Here is a 14467-nt window from a genome sequence, read left to right as displayed (position 1 = left end):
GGAGAGGGCTGGGGTGAGGGAAGCGCTTCACTCGGAACGCGAATACTGCTCATCACTCACCTGCTCCATCCAATCCACTACTTTGCCATCCAGTACTTCAGCGATAGCGATATGACTCATCGCCGTGGTCGGCGCCGCGCCGTGCCAATGCTTGGCCCCCGGCGCAATCCACACGGTATCGCCAGGACGAATCTCACGCACCGGCTGCCCCCATTCCTGTACAAACCCAAACCCCGCCGTGACGATCAAGGTCTGTCCCAACGGATGCGTATGCCACGCGGTGCGCGCGCCCGGCTCAAACGTCACCGTTGCGCCACTGACCCGTGCCGCGTCGGAGCCTTTGAACGGCGCATCGACACGCACAGTGCCAGTGAACCAATCGGCCGGGCCTCTGGCCGAAGCTTGTGAGCCATTGGGTGTCACGGTCACGCGCGGATTGTCATTGGCCTGCACCTCACCCGCCAACAGGGAAAGGGTCAACGCAGAAGCGGCAATCGGGTTCATGGCAATTCCTCCAGATAATCAATGCCACTACTTTACCCAGCCGAACTCTTCCGATAATCGACTAGAATTCAAAAAAACTTATGCAGGACACTCATCAATGCTTCGGGAAAACGCCACCGACCTCCTCGCCTTCCTCGCCGTGGCCCGCGAGCGCAGTTTCACCAAAGCGGCGGCCAAACTCGGCGTTTCGCAATCGGCGCTCAGTCACACGATTCGCGCGCTTGAAGCGCGTTTGGGCTTGCGCCTGCTGACCCGCACGACTCGCAGCGTCTCGCCCACCGAAGCCGGCGAACACCTGCTGCAAACCATCGGCCCGCGCTTCGAAGAAATCGAACTGGAACTGGCGGCGCTGAGCAACCTGCGCGACACCCCGGCGGGCAAGATCCGCATCAGCGCCACCGATCACTCGCTGAACTGGTTGCTGCGCCCGGTGCTCAAGGATTTTCTGCCGCAGTACCCGGACATATCCATCGAGGTCTGCTGCGATTATGGTTTCGTCGACATCGCCGGCCAGGGTTTCGACGCCGGTGTACGCCTGGGCGAAGACGTCGCGCAAGGCATGATTGCCACCCGTATCGGCCCCGACATGCGCATGGCGGTGGTGGGCTCACCCGCCTATTTCGCCAAACGCACCCCACCGCAAACGCCACGCGATCTGACCGACCACGCCTGCAACAACCTGCGCCTGCCCACCAACGGCGGGTTGTACAGCTGGGAGTTCGAAAAGGCTGGCGAAAGCCTGAAAGTGCGGGTGTCCGGCCAGATCACCCTGAACGGCGTTTACCCGTTGCTCGACGCTGCGCTGGACGGTTTCGGATTGAGCTATATCCCGGAGAACGTCGTCGCGCCGTATCTGGCCGACGGCCGTTTGCTGCAGGTGCTTGAGGATTGGTGCCCGACGTTTGCCGGGTATCACCTGTATTACCCGAGCCGACGTCAGGCTGCGCCGGCGTTTGCCCTGTTGCTGGAGGCGTTGCGCTATCGCGGTTGAGCCCAGCTCTTTTGTAACAACCGGCGGTTCGCCAGTGAATTCTGGCCAGCTCAGCCGCTTCTGTCGCAGAACTTGCCATCAGGCTCGCCTCTTGTCCGCGCTCTCCCCCCTGACAGATGTACTCCGCCGTTTCCGCACGAGCATTGCCGGACAGCGCTAGCAGACAGGCAGCAACACTGCCGATCAACGCTTGGCCGGCCTTGTTCATGGCGGTGCTTCCTTGTCGAAAACGTAGACCGCCATGATTGATCACCGCGACAATTGTTCCCACTGTCAGACCTGACAGTTTTTCAGAGGCTTTGGAAATAGCAGGCCGCTGAATTCGGCATAACGGTTGCGACAATCTAAAGCCTTGCGGGAGCAAGTTTGCTCCCTCAAGGCATCACCGCTATTGCTGGGCGGCGCGCTTGAGGCTCGGGACCAGGGGCGCGGTGTGACTGACGGGTTTCTCAGCCTGCGCGGATTGGACGGCAGGCTCTTCAGCTTCGCCATTCAACGCCCTGTGCATTTTCTCGGTATCCAGTGCCCCGACCCATTTGGCGATGGCCATGGTGCCGACGCCGTTGCCGATGGTGTTAGTGATCGCCCGGGCTTCCGACATGAATCGATCGACCCCCAACAGCAGCACCATGCCCGCCACCGGAATCGTACCGAGTGAGGCCAGGGTTGCCGCGAGAATGATGAACCCCGAACCGGTCACCCCCGCCGAGCCTTTCGAGGTGAACATCAACACCGCCAACACAATCAGTTGATCGGCCAGGGTCAACGGCGTGTTGGTCGCCTGGGCAATGAAGATCGCGGCGATGGTGTAGTAGATCGCCTGACCATCCGGGTTGAAGGTCAGGCCCGAGGGAATGATCATCCCGGCCACCGGTTTCGACACGCCGGCCTTTTCCATCTTCGAAATCATTTGCGGCAGCACCGATTCGGATGAGCTGGTGCCGAGCACGGTGAACAACTCTTCCTTGATGAACTTGAGGAACTTCCACAGGCTGAAACCGCTGTAACGGCAGATCGGCCCAAGCACGAAAACCACGAACACCGCGCAGGTCAGATAGACGCACGCCATCAGTTTGCCGAGCGAGAACAGCGAGCCGAAACCGTACTTGCCAATGGTGAATGCGATAGCACCGAAGGCACCGATGGGGGCCAGGCGCATGACCATGTTGACGATGCGGAACATGCCTTGCATCAGGCTCTCCAAAGTATCGACAAACACTTTGCCACGCGGTCCGACATGGGCCAGCGCAATACCCAGGAGGATCGAGAACAGCAGGATCTGCAGGACGTTGCCCTTGGCGAACGCATCGACAATCGTGTCGGGAATGATGCCCATGACGAAATCCATGAACGAGGCGTGTTTGGCCGCCGTGGTGTACGTCGCCAGGCTGCTGGTGTCGAGACTGGCAACATCGACGTTCATGCCGGCACCGGGCTTGAACACGTCCACCACGATCAGGCCGATGACCAGCGCCAGGGTCGAGACCACTTCGAAGTAGATCAAGGCGCGAAAACCGACGCGGCCCAACTCCTTCATGTTTTCCATGCGCGCAATGCCGGTGACCACCGTCAGGAAAATCACTGGCGCCAATAGCATTTTGATCAGTTTGATAAACGCGTCGCCCAAGGGTTTGAGCGCGGTGCCGGTCTCGGGCACCAGCACGCCGATAAGTGCGCCGAGGATCACGGCGACGAGGACTTGCACGTACAGCTTGCCGAATATTCTTTTCATGACAGGGCCCTGATTTTTTATTGTTGTCAGGAAGGGCCAAGGGGCCGCAGAACCCCTTGGCGTTATGCCGCAGCTTGAATCGGTAGGAATCAGCGATTGATCAGCGCGATCACCGCGTCGGTGACCTGCCGCGTAGTAGCAGTGCCGCCCAGATCCGGCGTGTGCAGACCGCTCTCGGTGACCGCTTCGATGGCCGACATCAACTGCTTGGCGGCCGCGTTTTCGCCGAGGTGCTCAAGCATCATTGCGGCGGTCCAGAAGGTCGCAATCGGGTTGGCTACGCCTTTGCCAGTGATGTCGAAGGCTGAACCGTGGATCGGTTCGAACATCGACGGGAAGTTGCGCGACGGGTTGAGGTTGGCGGTCGGCGCAATGCCGAGACTGCCGGACAGCGCAGCGGCCAGGTCGGAAAGGATGTCCGCGTGCAGGTTGGTCGCGACGATCACGTCCAGCGTCGACGGTTTGAGCACCATGCGCGTGGTCACCGCGTCGACCAGTTCCTTGTCGATCTTGACGTCGGGAAAGTCCTTGGCGACTTCGTAGAAAATCTCGTCCCACAACACCATGCCGTGGCGCTGGGCATTGGACTTGGTGACCATGGTCAGATGTTTGCGCGGACGGCTCTGCGCCAACTGGAAGGCGAAGCGATGGATGCGTTCGACGCCAGCGCGGGTGAACACCGAGACTTCGGTGGCGACCTCTTCCGGCAGGCCCCGGTGTACGCGGCCGCCGTTGCCCGAATATTCACCCTCGGAGTTTTCCCGCACCACCACCCAGTCGATCTGCTCGCCGTTGTGCAACGGACTTTTCACCCCCGGCAACACTCGCGCCGGCCGCACGTTGGCGTACTGGTCGAAGCCTTGGCAGATCGGCAGGCGCAAGCCCCACAGGGAAATATGATCCGGCACGTTGAGTGCACCGACTGCACCGAAGAAGATCGCGTCGAAGGTTTTCAATTCCTCGAGGCCACCGTCAGGAATGTAGTGGCCGTTTTTCAGGTAGTTGTCGGAGTTCCAGTCAAAGTGTTTGAACTTCAGTTCAAAGCCGGATTTTTTCGACAGGGCCTGCAGTACTTCGACGCCAGCGGCGATTACTTCCACGCCAATACCGTCGCCGGGTACCGCTGCAATGTTGTATGCGTTCATGGTCCACTCCACTCTTTCACGTTTTTGTTTTGCCTGCCGCACAAGGCTGTCCGGCGGGGTGTGATCGGAGTATATGTAGTGACCTGAAAGCTATGAGTTACCGAAAATCACTACATCCATAACTTTGAGTTACGAATGAGTCAGACCCTCGATTTGTCGTTTTTCCACTTGCTGGCCAACAAGGGCAGCCTCGCCGCCACCGCCCGCGAACTGGGCGTGACGCCGCCAGCGGTGAGCAAACGCCTGACCGCACTGGAGGCGCGGCTGGGCGTGCGTCTGGTCAATCGCACCACACGCTCGATGAGCCTGACTGCCGAGGGCGAGTTGTACTTCTCCCACGCCGCACGGATCCTCACGCAGATCGACGAGGTCGAGCAATTGATCGGCGCCAGCCGTGCGACGCCCAAGGGACTGATTCGGGTAAATGCATCGCTGGGTTTCGGTCGCCGCTACATCGGTCCGGCGCTGGCGGCATTTTTCGCGCAATACCCGGAGGTGGAAATCCAGCTGGAAATCAGCGACCACCCACTGGATCTGGCCACCCACGGCTTTGATCTGGGCATCCGTTTCGGCACCCTGCCCGATGCGGCGTTTCATGCGCGCAAGATCGCCTCCAACCGCCGCTTGCTCTGCGCCTCGCCGCTGTACCTGGAAAAACATGGCACGCCGCAAAAACTTGCCGATCTGCAGCAGCACAACTGCATCTTTTTGCGCCAGAACGAAACGCCGTACGGGGTGTGGAGTTTCACCAACGGTGGGCGTACGCAGAACGTCAAGGTGCGCGGGGCACTGGGCTGCAACGACGGCGAGGTGGCGTTGAACTGGGCGCTGGAAGGGTTCGGCATTCTGCTGCGCGCCGAGTGGGACATCGCTCGCTATGTGCGCAGCGGCCGCTTGCGGCTGGTGCTGGAGGACGAGACGCCGACACGCGCCGACGTGTATGCGGTCTACCCGCAGCAATTGCACCTGTCAGCGCGGGTGCGCAGCCTGATCGACTTTCTGGTCGAGCGCTTCAAGCACATCGACAATCTGCATATTCCGGGCGATTAACCGAGCAGCGCAATCAACTGATGGCGCTGCGCATCGGTGAGCATCGGCCCGAACCCGGCCCTGGCGTTATCGGCCATGTAACGTGGATTGCCCGTGCCCGGGATCACGCAAGTCACCGCCGAATGCGAGAGCAGAAACTTCAACGCCAGTTGCGGCCAGCTGTTGACCTGCACATCGGAAACCCAGCCTGGCAGCGGCTTACCCTTGAGCCGCGCGAGCAGATCACCACCACCAAGCGGCCGGTTGCAAATCACCGCAACACCGCGCTCACGGCACAGCGGCAGGATGCGTTTCTCCACGCCACGGTCATCGAGGGCGTAATTGATTTGCAGAAAATCCAGTGGTTCGGCCTTCAGCACTGCTTCGACTTCCTCGTAGGCCGAGGGCGTGTAATGGGTGATGCCGATGTAGCGGATGCGCCCCTGCGCTTTCCATTCACGCAGGGTTGGCAGGTGGGTTTGCCAGTCGAGCAGGTTGTGAATCTGCATCAGGTCGATGCGTTCGGTGCGCAGCAGGCTGAACGACTGCTCCATCTGCGCGATGCCCTCCTTACGTCCGCGCGTCCACACTTTGGTCGCCAGAAACGCCGGCGAACGCGGTTCGTGGATCGACAGCAGCTCACCGGTGGTTTCCTCTGCCCGGCCATACATCGGTGAACTGTCGATCAGCGTGCCGCCCTTGCTGAACAGCTCATCCAGCACCGCCGGCAATTGTCGATAGGCTGGATCACCGGGGGCGACGTCGAAACCGCGATAAGTACCCAGGCCGATGATGGGCAGCGACTCGGCGCTGGATGGGATGGCGCGGGTCTGCATGGCATGGCCTCCGGAAGTCGCGGACGTAGTGGTTGTGGCCAACGCCCGATCAAAGGTGAAGACCGCCGAAACCCCGGCAGCCAGCGTGAGCAATCGGCGACGGGAGTAACCCTCAGTGTGGCTCATGCTGGTTCCCCTGCTGCGTGGATCTGTTGCATGTTGTGTGTGTGTGTGTGTGTGGCTCGTCCGTTGGCGGCGCTGAACTACACTGCGACAGCGATCCTTCACACACCGTTAAAAGTAGCCGAATGTCCCGAACCCTGATGTCACTCGTCGCATTGATCGTTGCCGTGTACCTGGTGCTGTGCGCGGCGCTGTTCTTTTTTCAGCGCTCGCTGATCTATTTTCCGCAGCCCAATGCCTTCACAAACACCGACTCACAACTGACCTTGTCGATGCCGGACGCGCAGGTTTCGGTGCTCACCCGCGAACGTGTCGGGCCACGGGCGCTGATCTATTTCGGCGGCAATGCCGAGGATGTGTCGCGCAATCTGCCGGAGTTTGCCGATGCGTTTCCCGAATACGCGGTGTATCTGCTCAACTATCGCGGTTTCGGTGGCAGCGGCGGCTCACCGTCCGAGACGGCGATTGCCGAGGATGCGCTGGCACTGTTCGATCAGGTCTACGCCAGTCACCCGCAGGTTGCCGTGGTCGGGCGCAGCCTCGGTTCAGGAGTGGCAGTGCGTCTGGCCAGTCAGCGCCCAGTACAACAGTTGATTCTGGTGACGCCTTACAACAGCCTCGAAGAAATCGCGGCGCGGCAATACCCCTGGGTGCCGGTGAAGTGGTTGCTCAAGGATCGTTTCGAGTCAGGCAAGTACGCCGCGCATATTCGCGTGCCGACGCTGTTGCTTGCAGCCAGTGACGACGAGGTGATTCCGCGCGCCAGCACCCAGCGTTTGCTGGAGAGTTTCCCGCAAGGCGCGGCGGTGCTCAGGGTGGTGCCGGACTCGGGGCATAACTCGATCTCCGACCGTGCGCAGTATTTGCAGTGGATGGCGGATGTGTTGAATCGCTGATGTGTTGGCTGGGCGGGCGCCATCGCTGGCAAGCCAGCTCCCACAGTTTTTGTGGCGAGCACAATTTTGTGTACGACGCCGCACCCTGTGGGAGCTGGCTTGCCAGCGATGAGGCCAGTCCAACCACGCTTGATCTTCCTGAAACAACCAGCGCCTCGTCGCCCCACAACAAAACCTCTCCCCGCCCCTTGAACCAAGTCCAAAAAGCCCAGTCCTATCCGCGCCGCTTTCTGCGGTTCACTCAACTTTTGCGCTGTCCCTCTTCAGAGCTGCCCGTCTCATGCGCCACGCCGTTCGCTCGTCTCGCTTGGTTTCGCTGTGCCTGCTGATCCTTTCGCCGCTGTTCGCTGCAACCGCCCATGCCGGTGCGGAGCGACAACTGGTGGCCGCCATCAACGACTATCGCGCCCATCCACAACGCTGTGATCGACGCCCGGCGCAACGGCTGGCACCGTTGGCGCTGAAGTCGAACCTAGCCTTGCCGATTGGTTATCGCTACGCCGGCGGCATGCGTGAAGCGTTGAAGTCGTCAGGCTATTCCGCCATCGCTGTGCGCAGTATTCGCGTGGTCGGCGCCGAGGACGCCGAAGAGGCCTTCGACATGCTGCAAGACGAGCACTGCGCCGCGCTGTTGGATGCGAGCTACGCCGATATCGGCATCAGTCGTTCGCGCAATGAATGGCAAGTGGTGTTGGCGCAACCGGTGCTCGACAGCCGCGTTGGCGATAACCGCAGCGTCGGCAAGGCGCTGCTCGCTGAGGTCAACGCCGCGCGCGCCCGGCCACGGATGTGCGGACGCCAGCGCTTCGCCGCCGCCCGGCCATTGAGCTGGAACGCCGCGCTGGGCGCCGCCGCACAGGGACACAGCAAAGCCATGGCTTACGGCAACTATTTTGCCCACCGCGACCCGGATGGCGACCTGCCCGCCGATCGTGCCCGTGCGGCGGGTTATCGTGGTCGGCAAATTGGCGAAAACATTGCGGCTGGACAGAGTTCACCGGGCAAGGCCATGGCCGGATGGCTGGCCAGTCCCGGGCATTGCGCCAACCTGATGAACCCGATGTTTACCCAGGTTGGTGCCGGGTTTGCCAGTGAGGCGCGCAGTGATGAAGGGGTTTACTGGACGATGGTATTTGGTGCGCAGTGACTGCCAGCGTCCAGCCCCAATTTCAACAATTCCTTGCGCAGCATTGACGGCGACCGCACGGCCAATCCGGCCTGCCAGTCGAGTGGCAATAAGCGATTGAGCTTTTGCTGGCTGACCTCGGCTGGCGCCAGAAAGCAGCTTTTGCCGTCGCGGATACTGATTACATTCAGCAGCCAGTCATCGCCCTGCTCTGCCATCCAGCGCTTGATCATCGGCCGGTGTTTTTGCAGCAAGGCATCTGCATCCCACACCGTCATTTGTGCGAAGAAGCCAGGCAGGTTGCTCTCGGGTTTCATGCGCTTCGAGTCGGCTGCCAAGGCAGCGGCCAGGTCCGATTCGATGCGAGTCTGGCATTCGAGAAAATATTGTCGGGGCCAGTCTGACGTCAGTTTTGAGCGTGAAGCGAGGTCGACGTAAGCCTCAATGTCCGCTGGGGTGGTCATCTGCCCGCTGAAGTTCAGCGTGTTGTCGAGAATCGCGGTGGCCAGCAAAGCGGCACTTTGTACGCTGATCTGCGGCAGCACACCGGCCGTCTGCCAGCGCTGAAAAACCTGGGTTGCCGCAGCGCCGATCGCACGGATATCGGCGGCAGACCCAAGCTTCTGCTGCCAATAGGTTTCGTACCCTGGATGGTGATCGATGATTTCTACCACCCGCTCGAGCACCACCATCGGGTCGAAATGGTGATAGTCCGAGACATCGACCAGGACAAACTCATCGTCCAGCGTCGGCGGGTAATCGTCAAAAGCAGCAGCCCAGCCGAGCACAGTGTGCGAAACGCTGGCGTTGGGTTGTGCGTTACTGGCGGCGCGGGCGGGAATGCCTTGCAGGTTGAGCAATTCTGCGTAGGCGATGCAGCAGGCGTAGGCGTCGATGTCCAGATAGGACGCGCCGGAGGTGATGATTTTCATGGGCCGGCAAAATCGCACATTTTCATGACGTTGTGGTGACAGCGAAAAGATCGCAGCCTCCGGCAGCTCCTGCACAGGATCTATGGTTTCCCTGTAGGAGTTGCCGAAGGCTGCGATCTTTTGATCTTCAGGCTGCGCGCTGTCCTCCCGCGACCATCGCCGAAGCCGCCAGCATCGCCCGCAACAACACCGCACAGCCGGCCGCCAGATCATCCGGCGCGGCGTTCTCGATTTCGTTGTGGCTGATGCCGCCCTCGCACGGCACGAAGATCATTCCGGCCGGGCCGAGTTCGGCGAGGAAAATCGCGTCATGCCCGGCGCCGCTGACGATGTCCATATTCGACAAGCCAAGCCCTTTCGCCGCGCCGCGCACCGCTTCCACACAGCCTTTTTCGAAGTACAGCGGCGGGAAGTCTGCTGTCGGCGTCAGTTCATAAGTCAGACCGTGCTCTTCACAGGTGGCCTCGATGACTTGTTTAACCTCGGCAATCATCGAGTCGAGGCGCGCCGGTTCCAGGTGACGGAAGTCGAGGGTCATGCGCACTTCACCGGGGATGACGTTGCGCGAGCCGGGATAGGCTTGCAGGCAACCGACGGTGCCGCAGGCGTGGGGTTGATGGCCGAGGGCGGCGCGGTTGACGGCGCCGACGATCACCGAAGCGCCGACCAGTGCATCTTTGCGCAGGTGCATCGGTGTCGGGCCGGCATGCGCCTCGACGCCGCGCAGCTTGAGGTCGAACCACTTCTGGCCCAACGCGCCGAGCACGACGCCGATGGTTTTCTGCTCGTCTTCGAGGATCGGGCCTTGTTCGATGTGCGCCTCGAAATAAGCGCCGACCTTATGCCCGCTGACTTCGCGCGGGCCGGCGTAGCCGATGGCGTTGAGCGCTTCGCCAACGGTGACACCGTCGGCATCGACCTTGGCGAGGGTTTCTTCGAGGGTGAATTTCTCCGCAAACACCCCGGAGCCCATCATGCACGGGGCGAAGCGCGAGCCTTCTTCGTTGGTCCAGACCACCACTTCCAGCGGCGCTTCGGTTTCCACGCCAAGGTCGTTGAGCGTGCGCAGGACTTCGACGCCGGCGAGCACGCCGAAGCAGCCGTCGAATTTGCCGCCGGTGGGTTGGGTGTCGATGTGGCTGCCGGTCATCACCGGTGGCAGATTCGGATTGCGCCCGGGGCGACGGGCGAAGATGTTGCCGACAGCATCGACCGTGACGCTGCATCCGGCGTCCTTGCACCATTGCACAAACAGGTCGCGGGCCTGGCGGTCGAGATCGGTCAGGGCCAGGCGACAGACACCGCCTTTGACCGTGGCGCCGAGTTTGGCCAGCTCCATGAGCGACGCCCACAGGCGATCGCGGTTGATGTGCTGATGGCTCGATTGCAGAACGTCTACGGCTGCGTTCATGGGGATCTCCTCAGGCTGCTTTTCTTATGGATACTGCTGTGGTGTCTGGTAGACCGCTATCGCTGGCAAGCCAGCTCCCACAGGTTCTTGAGTGAACACACAATTTGTGTACGACTCGATCCCTGTGGGAGCTGGCTTGCCAGCGATGGGGCCCTCATTCACACCGCTGTTTTCACGACCGAAGGCTGTGCACGCATCACGCACAACCCGTAATAAATAATCCCGCCCAGCGCCGAGCCGGTGAACCAGCCATAGCTGTAAAACCAGCTGAACGCATCGCTGCCCAGCGACAACAAGGTCAGCACCACCGGCACGCCAAACGCAACAAAACCGGCCCAGTTCCACGCTGGATAAACGTCGTCGCGGTACAACCCGGCCAGGTCCAGTTGCTGTTTCTTGATCAGGAAATAGTCCACCACCATGATCCCGGCGATCGGCCCGAGCAGGCTCGAATAGCCCAGCAACCAGTTGGAGTAAACGGTTTCCAGGCTGACATCGGAAACAATCAAACCGAGTTTTTTCAGCAGCTCATGGCCCATCAGCGCCAGCCCGACAAACCCGGTCAGCAACACCGCTTTGGTGCGGTTGATCACCTTGGGCGCGATGTTCTGAAAGTCGTTGGTCGGCGAGACGATATTGGCAGCAGTGTTGGTCGACAGCGTGGCGATGATGATCAACGCCATCGCCACCGCCACCCACACCGGGCTCTGGATGTGGCCGATCAGACTGACTGGATCAGACACGGTGACGCCGACCAGTTTCACCGACGCAGCGGTCATGATTACGCCAAGGGAAGCGAACAGAAACATGGTCAGCGGCAGACCGAAAATCTGCCCGAGGATCTGATCTTTCTGGCTCTTGGCGTAACGGCTGAAGTCCGGAATGTTCAGCGACAACGTCGCCCAAAACCCGACCATCGCGGTCAGCCCGGCGGCGAAGTAACTCACCACACTGGCGCCCTCCGGACGTTTCGCTGGAATCGCCAGCAGCTCGGTCATCGACACATTGGGCATCGCCCACACCAGCAGGCCGATGCCCACCGCTACCAGCAACGGCGCCGACAAGGTTTCCAGCCATTTGATCGACTCGGCGCCACGAATCACCACCCACAGGTTCAGCGCCCAGAAGATCATGAAGCCAATCACCTCCCCGGTGCCGCCGAGGGATTTCCAGCCCTCGAACACCGAGCCGAGAAACAGGTGTATCGCCAGCCCGCCGAACATCGTTTGAATGCCGAACCAGCCACACGCCACCAATGCCCGAATCAAACACGGCACGTTGGAACCGAGAATGCCGAACGATGAGCGCAGCAACACCGGAAACGGAATGCCGTACTTGGTGCCGGGAAAGGCGTTCAGTGTGAGCGGAATCAGCACGATAACGTTGGCAAACAGAATCGCCAGCAACGCCTCGCCAACGGTCAGGCCGAAGTAAGCCGTGAGGACACCGCCGAGGGTGTAGGTCGGCACGCAGATCGACATGCCGACCCACAACGCGGTGATGTGCCATTTGTTCCAGGTTCGTTCGCGCACCTTGGTCGGTGCCATGTCGTGGTTGTAACGGGGACTGTCGAGGACGTCGCTGCCGGCTTCGAGTTCATACAAGCCGTCGCGCTCGGTCACTTGCGATCTGTTCTGTTGCATGGCCGCTCCACTGTTCTTCTGATTATTTTTTTGCTCATCAGGCGGCTTGCACACGAGGGTGCGAGCCGGACGATGGCCGGAGGAACTGACAACTTTCGTGCACCGGCCATGGTGTCAGCGGCGGCATCAATAAACGTGCCGGGTGCCCCGCTTGCGCATCGGGCCGAGCGTTAAACGCTTTGCAACTTTCTGATATTCATCAGTTTTAATTATTCACCGGGTGAGTTCGCGGAAACTTGTCTGGGTGCTCAGGCTAAACACCTGGCAAGTTGTCCGAACAGACAGGACTCAATCTGGTGCACTGCATTTATTTTCATCGTGAGCGAGCAACCGCAGCTCAACTTCAAGCGGCTGATTTCACATAGGAAATCTTGCTCATATTTCCATCCTGTCAAGTGCGTCAAAATGGTGAACGGCCTCACCATTTTGGTGATTTACGTTTTTTATCGTTATTTTTCATACACTTAAAACAGTCATAAGCTTATAAAAAATAATCTTGATCTATTGCAAATCTGCGACTAGTTTCTATTCCTGACAGCGCTGACAGGAATACACCCTGCAACGCCGTACATCAATAAAACATCTAGAACCGACACAAGTCGGTCAATGCCTGCGAGGAACTCGGAATGTCTCTGTTGATCCGTGGCGCCACCGTTGTTACCCATGATGAAAGTTATCGCGCCGACGTCTATTGCGCCGACGGCGTGATCAAAGCCATCGGTGAAAACCTTGATATTCCCGCCGGCGCCGAAGTACTCGACGGCAGCGGCCAATACCTGATGCCCGGCGGCATCGATCCGCACACCCACATGCAACTACCCTTCATGGGCACTGTGGCCAGTGAGGATTTCTACAGTGGCACGGCGGCCGGTCTGGCCGGCGGCACCACATCGATCATTGATTTCGTGATTCCCAATCCGCAGCAGTCGCTGATGGAAGCCTTTCATCAGTGGCGCGGCTGGGCGGAAAAGTCCGCCTCCGACTATGGCTTCCACGTCGCGATTACCTGGTGGAGCGAGCAGGTGCGTGAGGAAATGGCCGAGTTGGTCAGCCATCACGGCATCAACAGTTTCAAGCATTTCATGGCCTACAAGAACGCGATCATGGCCGCCGACGACACGCTGGTGGCGAGTTTCGAGCGCTGCCTGGAACTCGGCGCGGTGCCGACCGTGCACGCGGAAAACGGCGAGTTGGTTTATCACTTGCAACGCAAGTTGATGGCCCAAGGCATCACCGGGCCGGAGGCGCATCCGCTGTCGCGGCCGTCGCAGGTCGAAGGCGAAGCGGCCAGTCGGGCGATTCGTATCGCTGAAACCCTCGGCACACCGTTGTATCTGGTGCACGTTTCGACCAAGGAAGCCCTCGACGAAATCACCTATGCGCGCAGCAAGGGTCAGCCGGTGTACGGCGAGGTGCTTGCCGGGCATTTGCTGCTCGACGACAGCGTCTATCAACATCCGGACTGGCAGACCGCTGCCGGTTACGTGATGAGCCCGCCGTTCCGCCCGCGCGGTCATCAAGAGGCGCTATGGCACGGGCTGCAAAACGGCAATCTGCACACCACCGCGACTGACCACTGCTGCTTCTGCGCCGAGCAGAAAGCCGCCGGGCGCGATGACTTCAGCAAAATTCCCAACGGTACGGCGGGTATCGAAGATCGCATGGCGGTGTTGTGGGATGAAGGCGTCAACAGTGGTCGTTTATCGATGCAGGATTTCGTCGCCCTCACCTCCACCAACACCGCGAAAATCTTCAACCTCTATCCGCGCAAAGGCGCGATTCGCGTCGGCGCCGATGCCGATCTGGTGCTGTGGGATCCACAAGGCAACCGCACCATTTCCGCCAAGACCCACCATCAGCAGGTGGACTTCAACATCTTCGAAGGCAAGACCGTGCGCGGCGTGCCGAGCCATACCGTCAGCCAGGGCCGGTTGGTCTGGGCCGATGGCGACCTGCGCGCCGAGCGCGGCGCCGGTCGGTACATCGAACGGCCGGCGTACCCGGCGGTGTTTGATTTGCTGAGCAAGCGGGCTGAGTTGCATAAGCCGACTGCTGTGAAACGCTGATCCCCCGAAGATGATCGTTCCCACGCTCTGCGT

12 protein-coding genes are annotated in these 14467 nt (G+C 60.2%); 5 read left to right on the top strand and 7 right to left on the bottom strand.

Annotated elements, in window-relative coordinates:
- Positions 1-27: 27 nt before the first annotated feature.
- On the bottom strand, positions 28-504 hold the full coding sequence (locus PMI23_RS13215; RefSeq protein WP_007918765.1) for a (R)-mandelonitrile lyase: 477 nt from the start codon (positions 502-504) through the stop codon (positions 28-30).
- Positions 505-601: 97 nt separating this feature from the next.
- Between PMI23_RS13215 and PMI23_RS13210 the strand changes: the two genes are divergently transcribed.
- The gene (locus PMI23_RS13210) at positions 602-1495 is read left to right on the top strand and encodes a LysR family transcriptional regulator (protein ID WP_007918767.1); all 894 of its coding nucleotides are present in this window, start codon (positions 602-604) and stop codon (positions 1493-1495) included.
- 388 nt (positions 1496-1883) lie between these two features.
- Here the strand turns inward: PMI23_RS13210 and PMI23_RS13205 are convergent, their stop codons facing one another.
- The gene (locus PMI23_RS13205; RefSeq protein WP_007918769.1) at positions 1884-3227 is read right to left on the bottom strand and encodes a dicarboxylate/amino acid:cation symporter; all 1344 of its coding nucleotides are present in this window, start codon (positions 3225-3227) and stop codon (positions 1884-1886) included.
- An 89-nt stretch (positions 3228-3316) separates the two neighbouring features.
- Positions 3317-4372 (bottom strand): tartrate dehydrogenase, encoded by a 1056-nt coding sequence (locus tag PMI23_RS13200; protein ID WP_007918770.1) that lies wholly within the window; start codon positions 4370-4372, stop codon positions 3317-3319.
- 135 nt (positions 4373-4507) lie between these two features.
- Here PMI23_RS13200 and PMI23_RS13195 point away from each other — a divergent pair, with 135 nt between their 5' ends.
- Positions 4508-5422 carry a LysR family transcriptional regulator gene (locus PMI23_RS13195; protein ID WP_007918771.1) on the top strand — a complete coding sequence of 305 codons (915 nt, stop codon included), beginning with the start codon at positions 4508-4510 and terminating at the stop codon, positions 5420-5422.
- Here the strand turns inward: PMI23_RS13195 and PMI23_RS13190 are convergent.
- Complete coding sequence (locus PMI23_RS13190; protein ID WP_177321055.1) at positions 5419-6363, bottom strand: aldo/keto reductase; 945 nt, start codon at positions 6361-6363, stop codon at positions 5419-5421. The two genes, PMI23_RS13195 and PMI23_RS13190, sit on opposite strands and share 4 nt — an antisense overlap.
- A 122-nt stretch (positions 6364-6485) precedes the next feature.
- Between PMI23_RS13190 and PMI23_RS13185 the strand changes: the two genes are divergently transcribed.
- Both PMI23_RS13185 and PMI23_RS13180 read left to right on the top strand, forming a co-directional pair.
- Positions 6486-7256: an alpha/beta hydrolase gene (locus PMI23_RS13185; RefSeq protein WP_007918774.1), complete on the top strand. Its 771-nt coding sequence runs from the start codon at positions 6486-6488 to the stop codon at positions 7254-7256.
- Positions 7257-7536: 280 nt separating this feature from the next.
- Positions 7537-8403, top strand: a complete 867-nt coding sequence (locus PMI23_RS13180; RefSeq protein ID WP_007918776.1) for a CAP domain-containing protein — start codon at positions 7537-7539, stop codon at positions 8401-8403.
- On the opposite strand, the gene PMI23_RS13175 is transcribed toward PMI23_RS13180, so the two are convergent.
- From PMI23_RS13175 to PMI23_RS13165, 3 genes are all read right to left on the bottom strand, one after another.
- On the bottom strand, positions 8373-9314 hold the full coding sequence (locus PMI23_RS13175) for a DHH family phosphoesterase (RefSeq protein WP_007918777.1): 942 nt from the start codon (positions 9312-9314) through the stop codon (positions 8373-8375). The two genes, PMI23_RS13180 and PMI23_RS13175, sit on opposite strands and share 31 nt — an antisense overlap.
- 127 nt (positions 9315-9441) lie before the next feature.
- A complete protein-coding gene (locus tag PMI23_RS13170) occupies positions 9442-10725 on the bottom strand; it encodes a Zn-dependent hydrolase (protein WP_007918780.1) in 1284 nt (427 codons plus the stop codon).
- A gap of 158 nt (positions 10726-10883) precedes the next feature.
- Complete coding sequence (locus PMI23_RS13165) at positions 10884-12368, bottom strand: NCS1 family nucleobase:cation symporter-1 (RefSeq protein ID WP_007918787.1); 1485 nt, start codon at positions 12366-12368, stop codon at positions 10884-10886.
- 626 nt (positions 12369-12994) lie between these two features.
- Between PMI23_RS13165 and hydA the strand changes: the two genes are divergently transcribed.
- Positions 12995-14434 carry a dihydropyrimidinase gene (hydA, locus tag PMI23_RS13160; RefSeq protein ID WP_007918789.1) on the top strand — a complete coding sequence of 480 codons (1440 nt, stop codon included), beginning with the start codon at positions 12995-12997 and terminating at the stop codon, positions 14432-14434.
- Positions 14435-14467: the final 33 nt, after the last annotated feature.

The sequence above is a fragment of the Pseudomonas sp. GM24 genome (assembly GCF_000282235.1).
In the GTDB taxonomy this organism is placed as follows: Bacteria; Pseudomonadota; Gammaproteobacteria; order Pseudomonadales; family Pseudomonadaceae; genus Aquipseudomonas.
The sequence above is the reverse complement of the archived record's forward strand: the minus strand, read 5'-3'. Positions and strand labels throughout refer to the sequence as shown.

Bases quoted from the DNA above. Each gene is read 5' to 3' on its own strand.
- PMI23_RS13190 (WP_177321055.1), bottom strand. From the start codon at position 6,363: ATGAGCCACACTGAGGGTTACTCCCGTCGCCGATTGCTCACGCTGGCT.
- PMI23_RS13200 (WP_007918770.1), bottom strand. From the start codon at position 4,372: ATGAACGCATACAACATTGCAGCGGTACCCGGCGACGGTATTGGCGTG.
- PMI23_RS13210 (WP_007918767.1), top strand. From the start codon at position 602: ATGCTTCGGGAAAACGCCACCGACCTCCTCGCCTTCCTCGCCGTGGCC.
- PMI23_RS13215 (WP_007918765.1), bottom strand. From the start codon at position 504: ATGAACCCGATTGCCGCTTCTGCGTTGACCCTTTCCCTGTTGGCGGGT.
- PMI23_RS13180 (WP_007918776.1), top strand. From the start codon at position 7,537: ATGCGCCACGCCGTTCGCTCGTCTCGCTTGGTTTCGCTGTGCCTGCTG.
- PMI23_RS13195 (WP_007918771.1), top strand. From the start codon at position 4,508: ATGAGTCAGACCCTCGATTTGTCGTTTTTCCACTTGCTGGCCAACAAG.
- PMI23_RS13185 (WP_007918774.1), top strand. From the start codon at position 6,486: ATGTCCCGAACCCTGATGTCACTCGTCGCATTGATCGTTGCCGTGTAC.
- PMI23_RS13165 (WP_007918787.1), bottom strand. From the start codon at position 12,368: ATGCAACAGAACAGATCGCAAGTGACCGAGCGCGACGGCTTGTATGAA.
- PMI23_RS13170 (WP_007918780.1), bottom strand. From the start codon at position 10,725: ATGAACGCAGCCGTAGACGTTCTGCAATCGAGCCATCAGCACATCAAC.
- PMI23_RS13175 (WP_007918777.1), bottom strand. From the start codon at position 9,314: ATGAAAATCATCACCTCCGGCGCGTCCTATCTGGACATCGACGCCTAC.
- hydA (WP_007918789.1), top strand. From the start codon at position 12,995: ATGTCTCTGTTGATCCGTGGCGCCACCGTTGTTACCCATGATGAAAGT.
- PMI23_RS13205 (WP_007918769.1), bottom strand. From the start codon at position 3,227: ATGAAAAGAATATTCGGCAAGCTGTACGTGCAAGTCCTCGTCGCCGTG.